This window comes from Gimesia panareensis, from assembly GCF_007748155.1.
GTDB classification, from domain to species: domain Bacteria; phylum Planctomycetota; class Planctomycetia; order Planctomycetales; family Planctomycetaceae; genus Gimesia; species Gimesia panareensis.
This window is the reverse complement of the sequence record NZ_CP037421.1, coordinates 4,926,230-4,947,538: the sequence shown is the minus strand read 5'-3', so window position 1 is coordinate 4,947,538 and position 21,309 is coordinate 4,926,230. Positions and strand designations below refer to the sequence as shown.

The window sequence follows — 21,309 nt, the reverse complement described above, 5'->3', positions numbered from 1 at the left end:
TCAGTTGGCCGGTTGAGGCAGGATTTCGAAACGGACCGACTCGATCAGCTCCAGAGGCGTCTTTCGACTCAGAAAGCCGGCGCTTCCCACGTTGCTGTGCATACCCAAAGATGATTTATTGGATGCTCCAGGGAAGGGGGGAGCATCAAATTCCGTACGTTGTCTCAGGTCGACCGAGGCCAGGTACCACCAGCTCACCGTGGTCTGGGATTCCGGATCCTGTTTTGTTGACGGACGTTCCTGGAATCCCCAGCCGTTTTGATTGGAACTGATGCCGGTATAGAGATGCCCACGCTGGCTTTCAAAATGGACGAGCAGGGGACTGAATACCTCAGACGTAAACTTTCGCGCCTGGCCCTGGACGGGGAAAGTAATCGTAGGCAACTGCTGTTCCAGCGGCGCTGTGCGGGCCGGCAGTCGGAGCTGTTCAAAGTAAATCGTCTGAGGTGCTACTTTAGGCAGAATTTCGAAATGATCGATTTCGCTCAAGGGCAGCATGATCCGGGTGGGAGGATAACCCACCTTGCTGGAAGACCAGACGAGATGATCCAGCTTCAGTCTGCGGCCTGATTTGGAAACCACCCACAGTGCACCATCCAGGCGCTCTCCCTGTACCAGATCAATAATCACTTCGGAAGTATTACTTTTATCCTGGGCCTCTCCGAAAAAACCTGTATTGGAACTCCAGCCGGTATGATGACCTGCCTCCAGGTATTTGATTTCCAGTGTCGCTCCCTCAGTCTGCACCGTAGCACCGACCTGAGGGGAAAGCTTAAGGCGGAAATGATTCGACTCATAGTTATACACGCTCAGTACCAGATCGACCGTTTCCGGCAGTGTCTCCCATAATGCGAACAGATGGAACAACCGCTGATCTGACGAGGTGAAGCCGGCACCATACTGAAATGTCTGGAGTGGGAGCTTCGTCTGGGAGTCCAGCACGTCCACTTGTTCCAGATCAAAGTCCGACTCTGCCGGGGCCGTTAATTCAATCAGCGCGTGATCCATATAGGTCGCATTGGACAGGGCCGGCAGCGGCCGAGCAGTCGACTTGAGTGGATGTCCTTTGCCATCTTCATTGATAAAACTGCCATTGGCCTGTCCGCGGGAGATGCTGCCAATCTGGTAATGGTTCGGTCCCAGATCCAGTTGCAGCGTGCGGGTCCCTTCCGCATTCTTGAGCAACTTGCTTTCCGCTGCCGTGCGGGTGAAGTCCCGGGGTCGCGACCAGGTCTTCCAGACCAGCACAGCGGGTAACGTTCCCTCGTGGGACCTGGATTCGAACCAGCCCAGATTCTGGAACTCGGCCTGATAGCCTTCCGGAAAAGACTGGGTCCGCGTCCGAAAGACCGTGTCAAACACGGGCAGTTTCACAGTTCCTTTTGCGTCAGTCTCCAGGCCCACAAAATTCAATACCAGGCTCGGATCCAGACTGTGGTGCTGCACGCGATTGCATTCGATTTCAATCTGGCGAATTTGTATCCCGGCAGCCGGCGTTCCGTTCCCCAGATGATAGGTTTGTGTCAGAACCACCGGGGCATTTTTCAGCGACAGGTTCATCAGGCGTGCCGCCTCTTCAGGATGTCCCTGCAGACGATGCCACGTGCTCAGCAGAAACTGGGCATAAAAGCATTCAGGATACTGTTCCAGAATGGCTTCCAGCTTCTCGCGTGTCTCTGTTTCCGCAAATTCCGGGCGGCCATCATGTGTAAAGAAGTAGGTCTGCGCCAGCTGCTTGCATTCTTCAATGACTGCGGCTTCGCTTTTGTTGAGCTGGAAAGGCAGGTTCCGCCAGCCGCCGATCCCCTCCAGCGTGGTCGGGGTCACCGGTTGTCGATCCGGTTGCATCCCAGGCAGCATAATGCACGCCATCAGGATCACAAGAAACAGAGCCGGGTAACGCAAATGCTCTGCTCGAAACAGAGACGCATCCATCAACCGCCGGATACGTCGCGCGGCCGGATGTTCGCGATGGACGAACCCGAGTACCAGCGGTTCTGCCAGCCGGGTCCGTTGCCTGTCAGCAGCTTCGATCAGTGTTTCACAATACCGTTCCGGCTGGGCCAGTTGCTTTGCCAGCAGCAGATCGTCACAACAGTCTTCGCGCGTCTGTCTGAGTGAGCGACGCAGCCACCACAGGGCCGGGTGAAACCACCAGGCAATGCTCACCAGCGTTTCAAACCAGCCAATCAGCAGATCACGCCGGCGGATATGGGCCAGTTCGTGGGCGATCACAATCGTAAGTTGATCGGGGGCTAATTCTTCTGTCAGCGAACGGGGGAGCACAATCACCGGACGGAAGGCCCCGATGGCAAACGGACCGTCCGTTTCCTCCGAAAGACGCAGGACCGGAGTCTGTTTCAGTCCCAGCAGTCCAGCCACCCGGACCACTTCAGAGAACAGGACACCGCTCTGCTGGATCTCACTCGCCTGCACAATCCGTCGGACACTTCGATAGCGTCGCACGAGCATAATCAGCGTAACGGCACAACCGACTAAATACAGACTCATCCAGAATGGTGACCAGCGGAATCGAGCAGAAGGCATTGTGCTCCTGACAACAGGAGCAGGGGGCGTTGCTGTTTCAGAGTCTGTCTGATCGGAGTGAGACGCTTCCCGTGCTGTAGGTTCCAGATTGCTGTCGTTGGAAAGGGAATCTGTTTCCGAGTTGGTTGTAGTCTCTACGAAGTAACCGGGAGTGGCTCTGACGACTCGCTGATGCATGTCTGAGGATTGTGAAAAGAACCCGGTGGGCAGAGCCAGGAAGGGGGGAGTGGCAAACTTCACCAGCACGATCAGCAGCAGCGCATACCGCAGCGGTGCGCTGATCCAGCGCCGCAGCAGGAACAGCAACACAAAGACCACTCCGGCGACCAGCGCGGCCTGCCAGCCCGCGGCCAGCATGAACGTGCTCCAGGACTCAGCGGCCTGATGGAAGAAGTCGCTCATCATTGGTCTCCCTTTTTTTGCTTCTGTGTCCGCAGCTCGTCCAGCAGTTGTTGCAACTGGGTGATTTCCTCTTCAGTCGGCTTCCGCGTTTCGAAGAACGAAGACATAAACGCCAGCGTGTCGCCGCCGAACACCCCCTGAAACAGGTCGTTCAACAGATGCCGATAAGCCCGCACCGACTCACGGGTCACCCGAAACAGGAAGGCTTTCCCTTTGTCGGCTTTGCGTTTCGTCACCAGCTTGCGGCCCTCTAGCCGCTTGAGCAGCGTCATCACCGACGAAGGTTCCATCTTCCGCACCGGTTCCAGTGCCTGGCAGAGTTCTTTCACCGTGGCCTCACCCAGTTGATTCAAGCAGACCAGGACATCGCGTTCCGCATCCGGGATTTTTTCTTTGGACTGATTCATGTCTCCATTAATAACGACAAATGTCTTTTTGTCAATAAGAAAAACGACATTTGTCAAAAATGAGGGTTACCCCTGAGCAACGCGGGATTTACCGGCCGAATTTAAATGGATCACCACTGGCGGGGATCTGGCTCAGATAGGGATTCCCGTTGCGGATGAACAACCCCTTTCGATTTAGTTTTTCTTCCCCTTTGAGGTAGGTTGCGACCCACTCCTCTTCACTGATATGCGCCTTGCGATGCTCAATTGACAGACTGTCATCCGAGAGAAATTCAGCGATCAACGGATAAAAGTTGGGATAGCGATGATAGCTGTGTTCGCCGTGCTCCAGATCGGGAGCCACGTTCGAGCCGCGGTAATACGTATTCACCGTCAGCAGGCGATCGCCGGGATTCAGGTTGTACGCACGTGCCACGCGGTCGGGAAAGGCCAGCAGGGCCACACAGTCCAGTTCGTCGGTATAGGCGGCGATCACCAGACCGTCCGGCGTCGGCATCACCATCGCCGCCCGACTGTCTCCCAGACGCAGATGCTCTGCCAGCATTCCCTCTGGATGCCGGGTGCGGGCAAAAAGCCGCTTGAAAAAAGGGAGTTCTTTTTTGAACGCTTTTAATTTGGTGCGGCTCAGTGAGATGCCCCCCGGATCGGAAGCGTAGGAGTTATCATCGTGATATTTCGACATGAGATCAGCTGCGCCGTTTCCATTTCAGAAAGAATATGAGTATCGCTGTCTGAATAGTGACAGAATCCATGACTCACTGCAAAGAGAAAGTTTCGGAATTTTCCCGGATGAGCTTACTGGAATACCGACAGTGGAGAGCGTTCTTGAGCCTGCAGGCAGATATCTTTCCTTCACTTTCTCCCCAATTCCCCCACGCGGAATTTGCCGACGATCTGCTTTTTCGTATCATAGGGGCTGTCAAGTGGTGAAGTTGGACGTGTCCCCTGAGGAGAATCAGCAGCATGCAGTTGTCAAAAGAGAGAATCATCACACTCCTGGTTCTGGTCGCCAACGGAATACTGGGAGCAACGATGGGCAAGTTTTCGGACAACAGACTCTGGGAGGCAACATTCGCGGTGCTGATGTCTCTGCCTGGCCTGGTCGTGATCTGGAATAAGGAAAGGCTGTCGGTGACCGGCCTCACCCGCGGTCTGCGGCGTGATTCGCCCCCCTCGCTGCTGGATCTGATCGGCTGGTTCCTCCTGCTCGTCATGCCGATCCTGTATGTGTATCAACTCAGCAGGATGTGAGCCTTCCGCCGGAAATCTCGATTCTGCTCTGGATTCGCGCCCTCTGCGTGAGCTATCCTGAAGCAGAGAGGGGGAGCAGCCCATGGAATCATCAATCTCATCCAAACGCAGATGTGTGAAGTATATGTCACGTCTCATACTGGGGTGTGCGCTATTACTGGTGTTGTATGTGATCAGCCTGGGGCCTGCGCTGGCCTTTTGTCGCCGGCCCGTCTGGCCGGGTTTTGGAATGAAACATGTTCCGCACCCCGACAATGTCTGGATCGATCGCCTCTATGCTCCCCTGTATGACTTTCGTGAGCCCTTTGTTTGTATGCCTGAGTTTGCGGACGCCTCCCCACTGAAACAGGAGATGATGCTCGCACTGCGGAGTTATGTCGAACATTGTCAGAGTCTCAAATATTCACTCAAGAAATACTGTCCTGCGCGGCTCAAGTTGATGGTTCCCGGTTTTCTTCCTCCAGCCATGTCTCAACCAGCCAGGCAAGCAGTCTGGTGAATTCCTTGTTCGGATTGCAGTTGAGCCCCGACAGTTCGGTCGCTTTCACGACGCCCCAGGCCGTCTCCCACCCGCTGGATTCCTGCGCGGGAGCAATCACCTCCGATCGCCGCTGATTCGTCAGCTTGTCGATCCGTTGCAGGCAGAGTGCTGCGAATTTCGCCTCGATCTCTGGTGGAAAGTCAGATTCTTTGAAGCTGTTCTCCAGGATCTGTTGCGCATCATAAAACCGGTCTAACAGGGATTCAAAGATGCGATGCAGCCTGCGGGGCGTCCCGGGATAGATTGCTCGAATCGCTTCCAGCGCTACTGTGCGCACGCGACGGTCGCCATCGTAGCGCCTGCGGATTAAAGCGGGGAGCGCGGCGATCGCAGCAGGACCGCAGGTTCTCAACGTATTCGCAGCGGAGAGACGGACACGCCAGTGCGAATCCGTCAGCGTTTCAGTCAGACAGGCGACATTAAAGCAGGCCAGGTCCGGAAATCGGGCCAGTGCTGTCGCAGCACGCGTGCGCACCGTGTGTCGGGAATGTTTCAAGGCGGCACGCAGCGCGTCCAGTGTCTGGCGATGTCGATCGAGCGTGTAGGCTAAAGATCGGAGTGCGGCATCACGCACGATTTCGTTTTTGTCAAACAGGACCCGTTCCAGGAGCGCCTGATGCACCGATTCCTGACTGACATGCGCTTCCAGGGCCAGCGCTGCGGATTCCCGTGTAATCCAGAGGCGGTCATTGAGAACAGCCAGTAACCCGGGGACCAGTTCGTTTCCGTTCAACGACAGGAGATCGCAGAGATATGCTGCGCGGCGTCTGGTTTCAGGCAAATCGGATTTGAGGGCCTCGCAGATGACCGCAGCTTCCGCATTGCCGCAGGGGAGAGCTACCAGACATTCCGACGCCCGATGACTGCTCAAAAAATCCGGATCTGTCAGCGCGACCTGCAATATCTGCAGGCGGTGTTCGAAACTGGTATCTGGGTCTGGCTGGGAATCAGTCATTCTGGTCAGTCTCCCCTGAACCTGTCTGCAGGATAAAGTGTCAGCTGAAAATGGTATGAGTCGCACATTATAGTGAGAGGCGAACCGCAGAAAAAGTTCGCGATTGTGACGCCGAAAACGAAATTGAAGAGACGGTTTACCAGACTCAGTCAGCTGGTTACATTGGATCTGCTCCGGTGGTCTAAGATAATAAGATCCGCAATGCAAATGCGGGATGCGGGTGTGAATCCCGCCCGGGGCAATTTGTTTTGGTTCGAGATGTGAGTCAATGAGACGTTCATAATATTCAGGAGCCATCTCAATCTTTTATGCTCCGGTGGTCTAAGATCATAAGATGCACAGCTGTCAACTGCGGGATGCAGGTGTAAGTCCTGCCCGGGGCAACCTTAAATCATCGTATGCCTGGATGGTGGCCCGTTCCGGTTCGCGGTTTCAGCGAGTGAGGTCTGTCAGATGGAAGATCAGCAGCAGTTCATGGAGCAGCAGAGCCTGTCGTTGAGTCAGGTCAGTGAGGAAGAACTGTTGCACTGTGCCCGGATCTTGCAGTTGCTGTCGGGGCAACCGGAGTGCTGTCTGAATTCAGCAACGGCTTCTGAAAAAGTCTGGAAGCAGGCCGCCTTACTGACCAAACGTGTCAAAAATATCCAGAAACAGGCTGGTCGCAATCGTGACCGGCAGCTGATCGAACAGGCTGGGATTCGGGGAAAACGCAAAACGAAAACCGACGGCCGCTATCTGTATTCAGATGACGCGACCCCTGTCGGCCCCCCGGAAACATCGCTGCATCACTCCCGTCGCTGTTATATCTGTAAGCGGTCGTATCAGCAGCTGCATCCCTTCTACGATCTGATGTGTGCCTTCTGTGGTCAGGAAAATTATCAGAAACGCACTCAGACCGCCGACCTGGCTGGCAGGATCGCGGTGGTCACCGGGGGACGCGTTAAGATCGGCTTTCAGATCGCCCTGAAACTGTTGCGCAGCGGAGCCCGCGTCCTGGTGACGAGTCGCTTTCCCTGTGATGCCGCACGTCGCTATGCTGCCGAAACAGATTTCGAGGAGTGGCACGATCGTTTACAGGTCTTCGGCAGCGATTTTCGCAGTCTGCAGAGTGTGAATCAGTTATGCGATGACCTGCAGGCCAGTTGTTCTCACCTGGATATTCTGATTAATAACGCTTCCCAGACCATCAGGCGCCCCGCCGCCTATTATCGTCATTTACTGGACGGGGAGTCTGCTCCCGGTCGACTCGCTCAATCTGCCCGGCGGTTGATTTATCGAGAAGGACAAACGCAGAATTCAGCGCTCGACGCGCAGACACTGAGTCGCTTCCCGGAAGAACTCGCGCTCTCTGCCATGCTGTCACAGACAACGGTTCTGCCCGAAGATGCCGAGGATAATCAGCGGGCGTTTCCGCCGGGACTCCTCGATTCTGACAGTCAGCAGGTAGACCTGCGGGAGGCCAACAGCTGGATCCAGGAACTGGGCGATGTCTCTCTGCCTGAACTGCTCGAAGTGCATGCGGTGAACTCGCTGGTCCCCTTTCTCCTCATCCAGAAAATGGAACCGTTATTGTTAAACAGCCCGCACGAGGATCGCTATATCGTGAATGTCTCGGCCATGGAGGGGCAGCTGAATACGGATGCCAAAACCGGATATCACCCGCACACCAATATGGCCAAATCGGGCATGAATATGGTGACCCGAACCAGTGGCGAACGTTTCGCCGGTCGGGGCATTTATATGAACAGCGTCGATACCGGCTGGGTGACGAATGAGTTTCCCCATCAGAAAACAGCCCGGATGCAACAGAATGGATTTCAACCACCCCTGGACGAAATTGACGGTGCCGCCCGTGTCTGTGATCCGGTGTTTGTGGGCATCAACGAGCGGCACTATGTGTATGGGAAATTTCTCAAAGACTATCGGGAAACCAGCTGGTAAAGGAACGGGACTCCCATGAAAGAACGCGTTGTCTATTGTCCGGTCGGAAATGAGTTCACGCCCTGTGATCCGGCAGAAGTGCAGCCGATTGTCGCGCATCTCAAAGAGAATCAACCGGTCGCAGAGCAGCTCGTCTTCACGCGCGGCAGCCATCTCCCCGATGGGCGCGTCGATCTCTGTAAACAGTGCGTCGGACCGGAGGGAACCAGGCTGGTCGCGGATGCAGTGAGGGAGAATGCGCACACGCGTCATCTGCTCATGGGGGCCAATGGCATGGGCAATGCCGGCGCACAGGCGCTGGCAGAGTTGATCCGCGAACATGAATCGCTGCAGACGATCTATCTGGGCTGTAACCGAATCGATGAGACGGGCACAGCTGCGCTCGCGCAGGCGATCTCAGACAGTCCTTCTGTTCGGGCGCTCTGGCTCAAACGCAATCCGATTGGCACTGCAGGAGCCCGGCAAATCGCGGAGATGCTCAAACGCAATCCCCGGCTGCGGACACTGGATCTGGTGCATACGAAGCTGGGCAGCGCAGGAGTTCGGCTGATTTCCCGGACTCTTACTTCTTATGAAACGGCTGTCAGGCTGCTCTATCTGGGCGGCAATGAAATCCAGGCAGAGGACGCAGACGTCCTGGCGGAACTGGTTCAGCAGAATCAGCGGTTGAGTGGACTCTATCTGAGCGTCAACCAGCTCGGGGATGCGGGAGCCGTGACCCTCGCGGACGGACTCCGCTCCAACCAGGGATTGCGTTCGTTGAGTCTGGCCAGTAATCGAATCGGACCAGAGGGAACAGAAGCATTGGCTGCGGCGCTGGAGTCTCACCCCGGCTTAATCGAACTGGATCTGGGCTATGATCGCTCCACCAGGGTCCTGGGAGAAGAGTCGAACAACCTGGGGGATGCGGGAGCTGCCCAGATCGCCCGTCTGATTCAGATCAACCGACGGTTACGCTCGGTCGATTTAACCCGCAATCAGATTACCGATCGCGGGGCTCGTCTGCTGATTGCAGCCCTGGAACAGAATCCTGCGCTGATCAATCTCAGAATCGGCAAGGGGATGAGTTCAGCACTCCGGAGTCGACTGCATGAACTGCTCGAACGCAACCGGAGACAACAACCGGATCAGCCGGAAGTCGACGAAGACATCCGTGCCATTCGCAGCATTTATCGCACTCTCAAAAAGTAGAATCTTCCGCCGGTTTTATTGTGACTTCTACTCCGGTCGGCACAGCGACGGGGGAATTTCAGCTGGTAATGCTGTACATGTCTGAGTGTGCAGATTATCATCAGAGATGGCTGAAAAGCAGAGACAGGAATTGTCTCTCGCTTTTCTATCTCACACTCACAATTTCACCATTCCAAATTGAATCAAGGCGCTCATCATGCCATATCAACGTTTTCTGCTCACACTGGTTTGTCTGCTGGCTCCCCTCTCAGCTTTCGCAGGGGCTCCCGAAGCCATTTCCGGAGACGATTATCATAAGACACTGGCTTCGGACGATTTCTCCGAGTCGAAACTCGGTAAGCAATGGAGACTCTATAAAGGTTCGTCAGTCGTCAAAGACGGCGTGCTGCAGGGCATCGAACTCGAAGGGGGCGGACATGCGGCCGTCCATCAGTTGAAGACCGAACCTTACAGCGATGTGGAACTCACCGTCGATCTCAAGTTCGCCGGTTCCCCTTCGACGAACCTGACCTTCAACCAGCACAAATTCAAAGGCTCACACGCGGGCCATCTCTGTCGCGTCGTGGTCTCTCCCACGAAAGTCACACTGCGTGACGGCAAGACGGGCGTGTTCAATAACGAGATCTTCAAAAAGCGACAGGCCAAAGAAAAGCTCACCGAAGAAGAACAGGCTCTGCTGAAACGGACCCAGGCCGTCTTTCCGGTCAAGCTGGAAAAAGGCAAATGGTACACGGTCACCGTGCGTATTAAAGGAGACCTGATGCAGGCCTTCATCGACGGCAAACTGATCGGCTCGCTCCGCTCTCCGGGCATCGCCCACCCCACCAAAGACATGATCGGCCTGGTCACACCCAAGCAGTCGATCTATTACGACAACGTCAAAGTGCGTGTGCCGTAATCTGTGTCAAAAGGAGAGAGGCCGTCCATGTCCACCGATTTCGTAACCGTCGCCACGTTAAACACCCCTACCGAAGCCAGCCTGGTACGCAACCAACTGGAGGCGGAGGGGATTCGTGTGTTTCTCTCCGATGAAGAAGCGGTCGGCATGGCCTGGTATCTGGGGAATGCAATCGGCGGAATTAAGGTGCAGGTGGCTGCCGAAAATGCCGATCGTGCTTTTGAACTGCTTGATGAACACGATCCGGTGACCATCAGCGAGGAAGACTGGAAGACCGTCGAAGGCTTCGAGAACGACTGGGACGAGGATGAAGAGGACACAGACGCAGCCCAGGACACCGCTGAGGAATCAGCGCCTGAGCGAGACCTGGACCAGGAGGTCAATCGCGCTTTTAAAGCCGCCGTCCTGGGCATCATTTTTTTTCCGATCCAGGTCTATTCGTTTTTCCTGTTGCTCGACATCCTCTTCTCCGGCCATTCGCTGACACCGGTGCAGCAGAAAAAAGTAAAAATCGGTTTGCTGCTGAATACGTTCATCCTGTTCTGTGCGTACATTCTGCTGTCGCGACTCTGAATTCATTCACAGTGGTGTTGTTCAGCTTCCCATTCCTGAATCGCTTCATCTTTAATTTTTCGGCGTGCTTCCCGGCAGTGCACCGTAGCGCTGTTATACATTTTAAGATGTAGTTCACAACAGAGCAAAAACAGGCAGAATCCTCCAATTACTTTGACGAATTCAGGAAGGCCTGACTTCAGGAGAATCACAAGCCCGATCAGTCCAGCACTTCCCCAGGCCGCGAGCAGGTAAGTAAAAACTCGAAAATCCTCACGTGCCCAGATTCGTTCCTGAATCTCACCTCGTTTGGGAGTACTGTACCGCAGGAAGAGCCACCAGCCGATTGTAAATGCCGGGAGTATCAGGTAACCATAGCGATTCTGATGCCATGAAATCAATATGACAGTCGACGTCAATAAGGTATTCAGGGGAATTCCAATCCAGTCATAACGTCGGCGGGTGATCAGAATCTCACCCGAGCCCGGAGCACGGAGTTTCGTCTCAGGTTGTTGAAGCAGTTGCAGTCGTTCCTCAAGTGGGATCGCGATTTGGTGACAGAAACGGTTCCAGTGTTTTTGAGCGGTTTCAGTGAGTTCTTGATGAAAAAAGCGAATCAGCCAGAGCCGATCCTGTAGATGAAAATACTTGAGATGAATCAGAATACGATTGGTGCGGGGATTAAGAAAAAGTTCGGAGTCGGTTCTCCACCTGGCTTCCGTCACCTCTGCAAGGTTGATCTTTTGACGCTGAAAGACCCCCTGCAGAATCATCGTTCTATCGTGGAGAGTGAGCGAAACATTTCGATAGACCAGAATCCCCCACAGGGCAGTCAATGCAGGTATCAATCCAAAAACTACCACACACAAAAAGCCCAAAATTTGCGCATCGAAGGAGTCCTCCAGACCGATCAGAATTCCAAGCCCCAGGAAGCTGAACGGGCAAAAAATCAACGACCACAACTGCCCGTTCCGATATTGTTTCGAAGGCCGGAAAACCAGGGATTCATTGTCAGAGTCCGGTAAAGCATCAGGAAGATCGATCATGATGCAGCACCTTCCTGGTTGTGGGGAGCCAGTTCAGCAGAACCGGCGTCCCATTCCTGCACTGCTGTTTTTGCTTTTTCCATATCTCGCTGGTGCTGTCTTCGTTCAAACTGGAAGAATTTGCCATAGAGGCCTGCGATCCAGATCACAGTAATTGGCCAACCTGCACCGAGATTACCTGGAGTTGGTATCAACGCCAGACGGAACAGAAGATAAATCATGACCCACGCCACTGACCAGAGGGCCAGGAAACGGGATAATCCAGTGAAGTCTTGATGCTCGTTCAGGGGAATAGAAACCCCTTCCCTGGGGACTGTGTAACGCACAAACCAGCAGCACAAAGGAAAGAGGGGCAGCAGCAGGTATTTCGGTTCTTGAAGGTGCCAGGCCGTCAATATGCCTGTCAGAGCCGTGATCAGAGTCATAATGATAATTAATCGGTCCCAGCGCCGGCGTGTATGCAGAAAAGCATCAGAGTTCGGTGGAACAGGAGTTTTATGATCGCCTGTTTTGAGAGGTAAGGCAATCTTCAGACAGAACAGGGGCCAGTTCTCCTGGTAGTGTTCTGGAAAATGAGCGTGAAAACAGTGAATCAGCCAGAGTTGGTCTTCTTTATCGTAGTTGTGAAGATTGATCGTACCGATTGTGTTGGCGGTCCTGATTTGAATCTGGCTGTGGGCTCCCGGTTTCCATCTGACGACTTCAATCTCTGACAGTTTCATTTCTCGTCTGGTAAAAACGCCCTGCAGGATAAGCTTCCCCCGTTGGAAAGTGATAGAGACGTACTTCCAGACAAGGATACCCCAGATTGAAATGGCAGCCGTCAGCAACCAGCAGCCTCCTGCCAGCAACCACAGACGAACTCTGCTTTGGGCGCATTCCCCCAGCGTTATCAAAAATCCAAAACCGAAAAAGATAACCGTGAAAAAAATCAGATTGAGAATTCCCTCGGTTCGAACCGTTTTTGGTGGTTGGATGACCTGGTCGATTTGGCTCAGGCCGGATAGGTTATGGATGTCTTCGGGGCGCTCTATCATCCTGCATGACCCTCTGCATTGCGGATTCGATCATACGCTGTTTCGACTTCCCACTCACGCATCGCCTGTTCCGCTTTGATTAAGTCAAGCTGCTTTCGTCTTTTTTCTGTTCGCATGATAACCGGAATCACTGCAGGAACAAGTGCGACGATCAATACCAGCATCCAGGTATTTTTTAACGACGTTATCATGTCCAGTCGCTGGATGATGATAAAGCCAAGCAGGAGGACACTCCAAAAACCCAGCAGCAGAAATGTTTCTCTGTGATCCCGCTCTACGAGAAGTCGTTTCTGAATCTGTCCTTCTCGTGGAGTCCCTTTTCTCAGGAGAAACCAGAACATGACTAAGGGGAGTGGCAGGACAAGCAGGGCAAAGTTGTGTTGTAAGATTCCCATCAGGATTGCTGCGACAACAGAAACAAGAATTACCGGGATGGCAAAGCGATCATAACGCTGACGTGTAATCAGAATTTCATCCGGACCCGGCGGTGGTACCACCGTGTGTTTCTTTTTCCTTAACCGGCTGGCTGCATGCAGGCAGTACAACGGCCAGTTCTCCTGAATCGCTTCAGGAAAGATCTGACGAAAAAAACGGATCAGCCAGACCTGGTCTTCAGGGCTGAAATGACTCACAGTGAGAGAGGCCGTTTCGCAGGGAGTCGTATAAACGCGTAAACCCATGGGGAAAATACGCCAGCTCACTTTCTGCACGTCCGCGAGATCGACGACTTTACGAGAAAATATTCCTTGAACGGTAATGGTTCCCGGCTCAATCGTAAGTGAAACGGTTCGGTATTTCAGCAGCATCCAACACGAGAGACTCGCAGGAACACTCCATAACATAATAAAAAACAGAGAAATCCAATTTCGGAATTCCGGCAGAGCCGCCATTCTCATTAGAACAGTAAAAGAAAGAAACAACAACGTGAAAAAAGCCAGTGACAGCAACCCTCCATCTCGATAATCCCGGGGAGGCCGAAAGACCCTGCACGCGCCCTCTGTCCCGACACCTGCAACCATCTTGGAATTTCTCACATCCACGGGGCCCACACACTTCTGTTGAGAGGATCTGCCGCTTAATCTGTACTGCTGATAACGTACGCCGACTGTTGCCGGTTCAAAAACATTGCCTGAAAATTGAGAAACCATGTATCACTTCCGGAAACCGGATCCCGCTCAGATTGCCGACTTTATCAAAGTGCAGTCACAGCAGGACTTTACTTATTCGCAGGTGGAAGCCACCCGCGACCAGTCCCCTCCTGCCGGTTTTCGTGTCGATCACAATCGCATCCGCCTGGGGCAGGGGGCAGCGGTATATGAACAGGCAAAACAGGCCCTGGCAGACTGGCAACATTACCGCTTTGACTGGCTGCACCTGCAGCGCCCCGACGCACCGCCGGTCGCGGGACAGACGGTCGCCGCGCTGGCGCAGGTCTTCGGCTTCTGGGTGCTGAATGCCTGCCGCGTGGTTTATGTGCTCGAAGAATCAGAGCCCTTTCCCCGCTTCGCCTTCGCCTATGGCACGTTGCCCGCCCATGCCGAGTGTGGGGAAGAACGCTTCCAGGTCGAGTGGCATCCCGACGATGATTCCGTCTGGTACGATCTTTACGCCTTCTCCCGGCCAAATACGCTGCTGGCAAAGATTGCCTTCCCCTACGTTCGCAGCAAACAGAAACAGTTCGCCCGCGAATCCCTGCGGGCGATGCAGCGGGCGGTTGCGAAAAATACGAATTAAAAGCGGCATGCGGCAGTGGAACTGGTAAACTGGTTTCCGTAATGGAATCAGGTCTTGTAAAGATCAAACCAACGTAAGCAGAGGAACAGAATTTGAATCAACCGCAGACATTACCAGTGCACACGCCGGTTCTCATCGTCGGAGCTGGTCCCACCGGACTCTCACTGGCCATCGAGCTGGTGCGGCGGAACATCGACTGCCTGCTCATCGACCGCAATCCTGAACCGCTCCCCTTCGACCGGGCCACCGTGATTCACAGCCGCTCGCTGGAATGTTTCGAGACCATGGGCACGATCGACGCATTTCTCGCACGTGGCCACATCATGCGGGGCTTCAATATCTTCGCCCTCGGCAAGGTCGTCGCACAGACCAGCTTTGACAGTCTCGAATGTCGGCACCCTTACGACTTGAACCTCTCTGAGAATGAAACCGAAGAAATCCTCACCGCCCGTCTGGAAAGCCTGGGCAGCCAGGTCTCCCGGGGCTGGTCGCTGGAGGGACTCAACCATACCGCTGCGGGAGTCACCGCTTCTCTCAAATCTGCCGCGGGCGTGGAAACAACCGTTTCGGCCGACTGGCTGGTTGGCACCGATGGCATTCACAGCCGGGTCCGTGAAGCGATCGGCATCCAGGTCACCGGTCATCAATACCCGGCCCGCTGGGGTGTGGTCGATGGCTATCTGCCCGGCTGGCAGCACGAACCGGACCGTGCCGCCATTCAGATCGAAGCCCCCGCCCTCAATCCGGTTCCCCTGCCTGCCGAACGCTGGCGGATTTACTTCCGGGTTTACGACGAAACCGATCCGGAAAATCTGCTGGAACATATCAATACAGGGTTGGCTTCTATCTCCCCGGGAACCTGTCTGCAGGATCCGGATCAGCCAATGCTCTATCACACCTTTCGCCAGTTGAGTGCTCATTATCGTTCCGGCCGGGTGCTCCTCGCGGGAGATGCCGCGCACGCCTGCAGCCCCATTGAGGGACATGGCATGAATACCGGCATCCAGGACGCCTTCAACCTGGGCTGGAAACTGGCGCACGTCGTCCAGGAAGACGCCGGCGACGGTCTGCTGGACAGTTACGAACTCGAACGCCGCCCGATTGCCGATGCGGTCGGTGCCTCGGGTGACGTCGCCGAAGAGTTACGCACCATCCCCGACGAACCAGCAGCCGTCGAACGGGTCAAACGCGCCTTGTGTGCCATGCTGCTCTCCGCCCGGGGACAACAGCAGGCAGCCCAGGCGGAAACCGAGATCGCATTTCACTACCGCGACAGCCCTCTGGTCCGCGGCTTTCATGCCGACGGGACAACCGCGCAACAGAACTGGCTCGGTCCTCGACCGGGTGACTGTCTGCCGGAAGCCGGCCCGCTGTTCAATCCTCAGACCGGCGCGACACTCACGCTGTTTGAACTCATGCGCACGACCGGTCATCTGCTCCTCTGGCTGGCCACGGAGGAAACAGATGCACCGAATATCGCTGAGATCGAATCCGTTCTGCAACCCGGCGATACCTGCTATCTCATTTCCACAACACCGCCGGAAAGACTCGAACAGACTCCCTCTGCCCAGGTCAGCTGGTTGATCGATGAAACAGGCAGCGTGCACGCCAAACTGGGCGTCATCGATCCCACGCTGTTCCTGGTCCGCCCCGATGGCCATATCGCACTCCGCAGCGAACCCCCTGATCTCAATCAGGTGTCCGCATATTATGATTTGTTAAAGAAATGATTCACTCGTAATAATGCAGGCTTTTTGTCAAAGCGCCAGAGGTGACTTTTCGGCTGCGGTACGCTACTTTGGAACTCTCGTCAACTTTCATTCGCTCCCCACTGAGGAAGACCTCCAATGTCATCTAAGATACCTTTTCTGGGAATCCTGCTGCTGTTAATGATCGGTTCGCCCGTCCTGGGACAGGATCTGCAACCGGAACCCGATGACCAGGCCGCGGGGCCGGTCACCTTCTATGTAATGGGAGATGTTCCCTACAAGCCGGTCGAAGATATACAGCTGCCACAGCAGATTGCAGAGATTCCCGACGATGCCGCGTTTGTCGTGCATCTCGGCGATATCAAGACCGGCAAAACTCCCTGCGACGAGGCTGTCTACAAAAAAGTGTTTGGCATGCTCAGGGAATCAAAGCAGCCGGTGTTTATCATTCCCGGTGACAATGAGTGGAACGACTGCAGCAATCCGGAACAGGCCTGGCAGTTATGGGAAAAGTACTTCATGCGGTTCGATCGTCGCTGGCAGCACACTCTGCCGGTTTTCCGGCAGCTTGAACGGGAAGAAAACTTTTCGTTTGTGAAAGGGAACGTGTTGTTCATCGGCTTAAACCTCGTCGGCGGTCGCGTGCAGGATGCTGCTGAATGGAAACAGCGCCACGCAGATGACCTGGCATGGGTTCGACACAATCTGCGCCGCTTTGGTCAGGAAGTTAACAGTCTGGTTCTCTTCGGGCACGCGAAGCCGGCCAAAAACCACGACGACTTTTTCGAGCCCTTCACCCAAGATGCCCTGAAGTTCCAGAAGCCGATCCTCTACATCCACGGCGATGGACACGTCTGGATTTATGATCGACCTTATGAAACCAAAAATATCTTGCGTGTGCAGGTCGACCAGGGGGGGATCGCTCCGCCCCTTAAGGTGACCGTAACTCCGGACAAAACCAATCCGTTTCAGTTTGACCGGCGGAACGGGAAGCCGGCTAAATAACGGTCGCGGGGATATCGGCAGAAGTTTTATACGCGACACTGCCCGGCAAAACTCGACGCGAACATCCCGCATCGCAGATTTCTCAAGATAATTTGACATTCTCTGCAGAAACTTGAATATCGCACGCCGTGAATTCTGTCTAAGAAGAGCTGAGATTGCAGAATTTTCTCAGATAATAGAATTCACATATATTCTAAGTCATTACTCTGAAACTGTTCCTGTGAATTGCAGTTAACAGTTTCAGAAAAAGAGATGAAGAGTGTTTGACTATCGCAAATATCGTCATATTATACGCATGTATAATTTGTGTTGCCCGTCAAATCATCGGGGAGTTTTCTCTCTCACATATATTTTTCTGATCCGGGACAGATTCAGTCCCGTTATTTCAAGATCGAAGAGTCGCAGACGAATTCATACATAGCAAAATACCGCTTTTGAATAGCAGTATTGAAGTGGGGCCGTGCAACAGGACATGGCAAGACGGCCTCTGAAACAATTCTCTTTCGCTATCGGAGGACAGCGATGCACGGTACTCATTCTTCTCTCTGGATGTGGCGGTCAGCCGTTCTGGGTTGTGGTTTTACCCTGGTTGTGATCACCTCAGTTCACTCTACTGATCCCAAACTTCAAATTCGGGAATCAAAGCCCAATGTGACCCCCCTGGAGCAACCTGCAATCTCATCACCTCTGATCGAGGGACTCAAAAAAAAGACCGAAGCGGTTAAAGTTCCCGAGGGAACTCACGAACAGATCGCTGTCATTGAAGTCGGCAGCAAACTGCTGCCCGGCATGCGGATCAATTCATTCTGTCTCGACAGGGAGGGGCAATTGCTGGCCGCTTGTGGCAGTGGTCCTGGAGAAATCCGCGTCTTTGATCCGGATGGAAAATTACTGGAGACCTGGAAAGTTCCCATTGGACCGGAGGCCATCAATGTCGATGAAGACGGATCTATTTACGTCGCCGGCAGCGGTAAACTACTCAAGCTGGACAGCCATGGCAAAATTCTTGTCACTAAAGAAGCCCCGCATGCCAAAGCGGTTAAAGCCAGTAATGCGAAACTCCGCGAGCAGGTCGTTCAGCAGATGAAGTCCCGGTCCAGCGCGGTTTCCAGCATGATTCCCCGTCTGGAAAACATGATCAAACAGCTCAAAGACAAAGATAAAAAGCTGACCGAACAGGACCAGAAACGGATTGTCTCTTACGAGCGGATCCTCAAACAATACAAACTGATGGCCAAGGCGGAGGAAAAGCAAAAAGAGCCGACCGACGCCCAGATTGATGCGCAGGTGGCAGCGATGTCCAAACGAAAAATGCGTGTCTCCTCCCTGTCTGCCAACGAAAAAGAAATTTTCATCGCCTGCTCCGCCATCAAAGGCTACGGATACGATGTCTGGCGGATGGATAAAGATTTCAGCAATCCGAGTGTGGTCGTCACAGGACTCCGCGGTTGTTGTGGCCAGATGGACGTCCAGTGTTGTGAAGACGGCATCTTCGTCGCGGAAAACTCCCGGCACCGGGTCAATCATTATGACCGCACCGGCAAACTGCTCAAGCATTGGGGGAAACGTGATCGTAATGGCGTGGAAGGCTTCGGCAGCTGTTGTAATCCGATGAATGTCGCTGTCGGGAAAGAAGGGGAAGTCTATACTGCGGAATCAAACCTGGGGTACATCAAACGCTATTCCACCGACGGAAAATACCTCGGCTTTGTCGGCAAAGTCAAACTGGTTCCCGGTTGCAAAAATGTGTCGATCATGGTCTCACCCGATGGGGATCGAGTCTACATGATGGATCTCACCCGCAATCACATCATCGTCATGGCCCGCAAACCGACAGCCACGACGGAGACCTCTCAGAAAAAAAGCTGAAGCGGAACGGCACATACTGAGCATCTCTCTTTTGGTATCGGTTCCCGCTTGTTACTTGTCTGAATGAGGAGCGAATAGTGACTTTGAAACAGATCTCGTATTCCCTGTGCTGCCTGATGTGTTGTCTGGCTTTCAGTGCCTTACCTGCCTGGTCCAAAGAAAAGTCAGCAGATCAGAAAGACAGCCCGCAATCCCTGACATTGATTGTCATGGATCCTCTGGCAGCGCCCCTTTCGTGTCCCTGTGTGAAAGGCTATGCTCAGCGCAAATATGAAAAGCTGGGGGAATACCTGGAAACGCAACTGGGACGAAAAGTCGAGGTTAAATTCTCAGAAGCACTGGCCAAGGTACTGCCCAAAAACGGGAATGACCAGGCCTGCCTGATCATCGGGAAAGAATCCGTCATTCTCGCTGATGCAGACGCGCTGAAACTGAAAGTGCACCCGGTCGCCCGACTCTCTGATCTGAAAGGGGAGACGACCCAGACCGGACTGATTGTCGTCCCTGCCGGGGATCCTGCTCAAACAGCCAAAGACCTGCAGGGCTACCGCATCTTCTTCGGGCCGTCTGAGTGTGCAGAGAAGCATCAGGCAGCCATGTCGATTCTGAAAAATGCCCATGTCCAGATCCCCCAAAAGCTGGACATCAGCCAGGCCTGCAGTGATGGGGCCTGCAAAATTCTGGAATTTGACAAAGACGTGCGCGCCGCGGCCGTCATCTCCAGCTATGCCAAACCGCTCCTGCAGGGGTGTGGCACCATCAAAAAAGGGGATCTGCGTGTCGTTGCGGAAACAAAGCCGGTTCCCTTCATCTCAGCTTTTACGGGCGGAAACGTGAATGCTGCAGAACAGAAGCAGATCACTGCTGCACTCATGAATGTGGTCACACACCCCGAACTCTGTGAGTCGTTGGAATCATTGCTGGGATTTGTTCTCTTCGAACAGGAAACACCAGGGGCACAGCCCGGCAAGGAGACCACGAAAAAAAAAATAGCTGATCCGCAGACAGAGCAGTCCACGTCAGTCTGGCCCGGCTGGCCCGGCTGGCGGGGCCCGCTCCGGAATGGCACTGTCGCGCAACTGCCAGCGTCATTGCCCGCGACTGCCAAACGGGTCTGGGATTTTAAACTGGCCTATTCCGGTCTGGGGGGAATCGCTGCCACCAAAGATCGGGTGATCTTTGGAGACCGCGGACTGGACAACCAGACTGATATCTTTCGCTGTCTCTCCGCCAGCGATGGAAAAGTGCAGTGGGTGCTGGAATATCTGGCCCCGGGGGAACTGGATTACGGCACCTCGCCCCGGACCACCCCCTTGATCTATGGCGACCTGGTCATTCTGCTCGGCGCATTCGGCGATCTGCACTGTGTGGAAATCGCCACGGGAAATATGGTCTGGAAAAAAAATATCTATCGCGATTTCGGCGTGAATCCCAGGCCCACCTGGGGCGCCTGTTCCTCACCCTTGATTGTCGATCACCGCTTGATTGTCAATCCGGGAGCCAAAACCGCTTCGGTGGTCGCTCTTGACCCACAGACCGGCAAAACGCTATGGCAGACCCCGGGACCGGAAGCCGCTTATGGCTCCTTCATCGCGGGGAAATTCGGCGGCCGCCTACAGATCGTAGGCCACGATGCCGTTTCTCTGGGAGGCTGGGACGTCAAAACCGGTCAGCGGTTATGGACGGTCGTTCCCAAATATACCGGGGACTTTAATGTACCCACACCCCTGGCGCTCAACGGACAACTGCTGATCTCAACAGAAAATAACGGAACCCGTCTCTATGATTTCCAATCTGATGGCATGATCGTTCCCACGCCGGTGGCCCTCAATGAAGATCTGAATCCTGACATGAGTTCATCGGTCCGAATCGGCGATCAGATTTATTGTGTCTGGTACGACATGTATTGTCTGAACTGGAAAGACGGATTGAAAACGGCCTGGAACGCCACAGATAAAGCGTTCGGCGATTATGCGGCAATCGTTTCCGACTCCCGGCGGATTCTCGTGATCGGCAAGGGGGGCCGACTGGTCCTGGTGGACGGCAATCCGCAACAGTTCAAAGTGAACTCACGGCTGGATCTCTTTCCTGATCCGGGCAACGAAAACATCTTCTCCCACTGCGCCCTCGTGGGTAACCGCCTCTACCTCCGCGGCGAAAGCGAGCTGATCTGCGTCGATTTGGCAGCACGTTAACAGATTGAGTCTCTCTGCTCATAACACCC

The 21,309-nt window shown here is 54.2% G+C and carries 18 protein-coding genes; 11 read left to right on the top strand and 7 right to left on the bottom strand.

What is annotated here, in order from left to right; genetic code table 11:
- The 3 genes from Enr10x_RS18340 to Enr10x_RS18330 all read right to left on the bottom strand — a co-directional run bounded on the left by Enr10x_RS18340 (position 1) and on the right by Enr10x_RS18330 (position 4,038).
- Positions 1–2,952 (bottom strand): M56 family metallopeptidase, encoded by a 2,952-nt coding sequence (locus Enr10x_RS18340; RefSeq protein ID WP_145450951.1) that lies wholly within the window; start codon positions 2,950–2,952, stop codon positions 1–3.
- A complete protein-coding gene (locus Enr10x_RS18335; RefSeq protein ID WP_145450950.1) occupies positions 2,949–3,356 on the bottom strand; it encodes a BlaI/MecI/CopY family transcriptional regulator in 408 nt (135 codons plus the stop codon). Before Enr10x_RS18335 ends, Enr10x_RS18340 begins: the two co-directional genes overlap by 4 nt.
- Before the next feature lie 88 nt (positions 3,357–3,444).
- Positions 3,445–4,038 (bottom strand): hypothetical protein, encoded by a 594-nt coding sequence (locus Enr10x_RS18330; protein WP_145450949.1) that lies wholly within the window; start codon positions 4,036–4,038, stop codon positions 3,445–3,447.
- Between the two features lie 281 nt (positions 4,039–4,319).
- On the opposite strand from Enr10x_RS18330, the gene Enr10x_RS18325 reads away from it, so the two are divergent.
- Both Enr10x_RS18325 and Enr10x_RS18320 read left to right on the top strand, forming a co-directional pair.
- Entirely contained in the window at positions 4,320–4,607 is a 288-nt protein-coding gene (locus tag Enr10x_RS18325; RefSeq protein ID WP_145111027.1) for a hypothetical protein, read from the top strand.
- A 124-nt stretch (positions 4,608–4,731) separates the two neighbouring features.
- Positions 4,732–5,106 (top strand): hypothetical protein, encoded by a 375-nt coding sequence (locus Enr10x_RS18320; protein ID WP_145111024.1) that lies wholly within the window; start codon positions 4,732–4,734, stop codon positions 5,104–5,106.
- On the opposite strand, the gene Enr10x_RS18315 is transcribed toward Enr10x_RS18320, so the two are convergent.
- Entirely contained in the window at positions 5,039–6,103 is a 1,065-nt protein-coding gene (locus tag Enr10x_RS18315; protein ID WP_197997274.1) for a HEAT repeat domain-containing protein, read from the bottom strand. The genes Enr10x_RS18320 and Enr10x_RS18315 overlap by 68 nt on opposite strands.
- 453 nt (positions 6,104–6,556) lie before the next feature.
- Here Enr10x_RS18315 and Enr10x_RS30590 point away from each other — a divergent pair, with 453 nt between their 5' ends.
- The 4 genes from Enr10x_RS30590 (at position 6,557) to Enr10x_RS18295 (ending at position 10,706) form a co-directional block, all read left to right on the top strand.
- Positions 6,557–8,044, top strand: a complete 1,488-nt coding sequence (locus tag Enr10x_RS30590; RefSeq protein WP_145450947.1) for an SDR family NAD(P)-dependent oxidoreductase — start codon at positions 6,557–6,559, stop codon at positions 8,042–8,044.
- 15 nt (positions 8,045–8,059) lie between these two features.
- Positions 8,060–9,235, top strand: a complete 1,176-nt coding sequence (locus Enr10x_RS18305) for a leucine-rich repeat domain-containing protein (protein ID WP_145111014.1) — start codon at positions 8,060–8,062, stop codon at positions 9,233–9,235.
- Positions 9,236–9,431: 196 nt separating this feature from the next.
- Positions 9,432–10,133, top strand: coding sequence for a family 16 glycoside hydrolase (locus tag Enr10x_RS18300; RefSeq protein WP_145450946.1), 702 nt, complete (start codon positions 9,432–9,434; stop codon positions 10,131–10,133).
- Between the two features lie 27 nt (positions 10,134–10,160).
- Complete coding sequence (locus Enr10x_RS18295) at positions 10,161–10,706, top strand: putative signal transducing protein (RefSeq protein WP_145450945.1); 546 nt, start codon at positions 10,161–10,163, stop codon at positions 10,704–10,706.
- A 2-nt stretch (positions 10,707–10,708) separates the two neighbouring features.
- Here the strand turns inward: Enr10x_RS18295 and Enr10x_RS18290 are convergent, their stop codons facing one another.
- From Enr10x_RS18290 to Enr10x_RS18280, 3 genes are all read right to left on the bottom strand, one after another.
- Positions 10,709–11,731 carry a hypothetical protein gene (locus Enr10x_RS18290; RefSeq protein ID WP_145450944.1) on the bottom strand — a complete coding sequence of 341 codons (1,023 nt, stop codon included), beginning with the start codon at positions 11,729–11,731 and terminating at the stop codon, positions 10,709–10,711.
- Positions 11,728–12,453, bottom strand: a complete 726-nt coding sequence (locus Enr10x_RS18285; protein WP_145450943.1) for a hypothetical protein — start codon at positions 12,451–12,453, stop codon at positions 11,728–11,730. The genes Enr10x_RS18290 and Enr10x_RS18285 overlap by 4 nt, the downstream gene beginning before the upstream one ends.
- 311 nt (positions 12,454–12,764) lie before the next feature.
- On the bottom strand, positions 12,765–13,916 hold the full coding sequence (locus tag Enr10x_RS18280) for a hypothetical protein (protein ID WP_145450942.1): 1,152 nt from the start codon (positions 13,914–13,916) through the stop codon (positions 12,765–12,767).
- Here Enr10x_RS18280 and Enr10x_RS18275 point away from each other — a divergent pair.
- The 5 genes from Enr10x_RS18275 to Enr10x_RS18255 all read left to right on the top strand — a co-directional run bounded on the left by Enr10x_RS18275 (position 13,915) and on the right by Enr10x_RS18255 (position 21,280).
- Entirely contained in the window at positions 13,915–14,502 is a 588-nt protein-coding gene (locus Enr10x_RS18275) for a DUF1990 family protein (protein WP_145450941.1), read from the top strand. The genes Enr10x_RS18280 and Enr10x_RS18275 overlap by 2 nt on opposite strands.
- Positions 14,503–14,594: 92 nt before the next feature.
- A complete protein-coding gene (locus Enr10x_RS18270) occupies positions 14,595–16,232 on the top strand; it encodes an FAD-dependent monooxygenase (protein ID WP_145450940.1) in 1,638 nt (545 codons plus the stop codon).
- Between the two features lie 117 nt (positions 16,233–16,349).
- Entirely contained in the window at positions 16,350–17,216 is an 867-nt protein-coding gene (locus Enr10x_RS18265; protein ID WP_145450939.1) for a metallophosphoesterase, read from the top strand.
- Positions 17,217–17,738: 522 nt separating this feature from the next.
- A complete protein-coding gene (locus tag Enr10x_RS18260) occupies positions 17,739–19,085 on the top strand; it encodes a hypothetical protein (protein ID WP_145450938.1) in 1,347 nt (448 codons plus the stop codon).
- A 77-nt stretch (positions 19,086–19,162) separates the two neighbouring features.
- A complete protein-coding gene (locus Enr10x_RS18255) occupies positions 19,163–21,280 on the top strand; it encodes a PhnD/SsuA/transferrin family substrate-binding protein (RefSeq protein ID WP_145450937.1) in 2,118 nt (705 codons plus the stop codon).
- Positions 21,281–21,309: the final 29 nt, after the last annotated feature.

Coding starts and splice junctions, on each gene's coding strand:
- Enr10x_RS18340 (WP_145450951.1), bottom strand. CDS start 2,952: ATGATGAGCGACTTCTTCCATCAGGCCGCTGAGTCCTGGAGCACGTTC.
- Enr10x_RS18335 (WP_145450950.1), bottom strand. CDS start 3,356: ATGAATCAGTCCAAAGAAAAAATCCCGGATGCGGAACGCGATGTCCTG.
- Enr10x_RS18330 (WP_145450949.1), bottom strand. CDS start 4,038: ATGTCGAAATATCACGATGATAACTCCTACGCTTCCGATCCGGGGGGC.
- Enr10x_RS18325 (WP_145111027.1), top strand. CDS start 4,320: ATGCAGTTGTCAAAAGAGAGAATCATCACACTCCTGGTTCTGGTCGCC.
- Enr10x_RS18320 (WP_145111024.1), top strand. CDS start 4,732: ATGTCACGTCTCATACTGGGGTGTGCGCTATTACTGGTGTTGTATGTG.
- Enr10x_RS18315 (WP_197997274.1), bottom strand. CDS start 6,103: ATGACTGATTCCCAGCCAGACCCAGATACCAGTTTCGAACACCGCCTG.
- Enr10x_RS30590 (WP_145450947.1), top strand. CDS start 6,557: ATGGAAGATCAGCAGCAGTTCATGGAGCAGCAGAGCCTGTCGTTGAGT.
- Enr10x_RS18305 (WP_145111014.1), top strand. CDS start 8,060: ATGAAAGAACGCGTTGTCTATTGTCCGGTCGGAAATGAGTTCACGCCC.
- Enr10x_RS18300 (WP_145450946.1), top strand. CDS start 9,432: ATGCCATATCAACGTTTTCTGCTCACACTGGTTTGTCTGCTGGCTCCC.
- Enr10x_RS18295 (WP_145450945.1), top strand. CDS start 10,161: ATGTCCACCGATTTCGTAACCGTCGCCACGTTAAACACCCCTACCGAA.
- Enr10x_RS18290 (WP_145450944.1), bottom strand. CDS start 11,731: ATGATCGATCTTCCTGATGCTTTACCGGACTCTGACAATGAATCCCTG.
- Enr10x_RS18285 (WP_145450943.1), bottom strand. CDS start 12,453: ATGAAACTGTCAGAGATTGAAGTCGTCAGATGGAAACCGGGAGCCCAC.
- Enr10x_RS18275 (WP_145450941.1), top strand. CDS start 13,915: ATGTATCACTTCCGGAAACCGGATCCCGCTCAGATTGCCGACTTTATC.
- Enr10x_RS18280 (WP_145450942.1), bottom strand. CDS start 13,916: ATGGTTTCTCAATTTTCAGGCAATGTTTTTGAACCGGCAACAGTCGGC.
- Enr10x_RS18265 (WP_145450939.1), top strand. CDS start 16,350: ATGTCATCTAAGATACCTTTTCTGGGAATCCTGCTGCTGTTAATGATC.
- Enr10x_RS18260 (WP_145450938.1), top strand. CDS start 17,739: ATGCACGGTACTCATTCTTCTCTCTGGATGTGGCGGTCAGCCGTTCTG.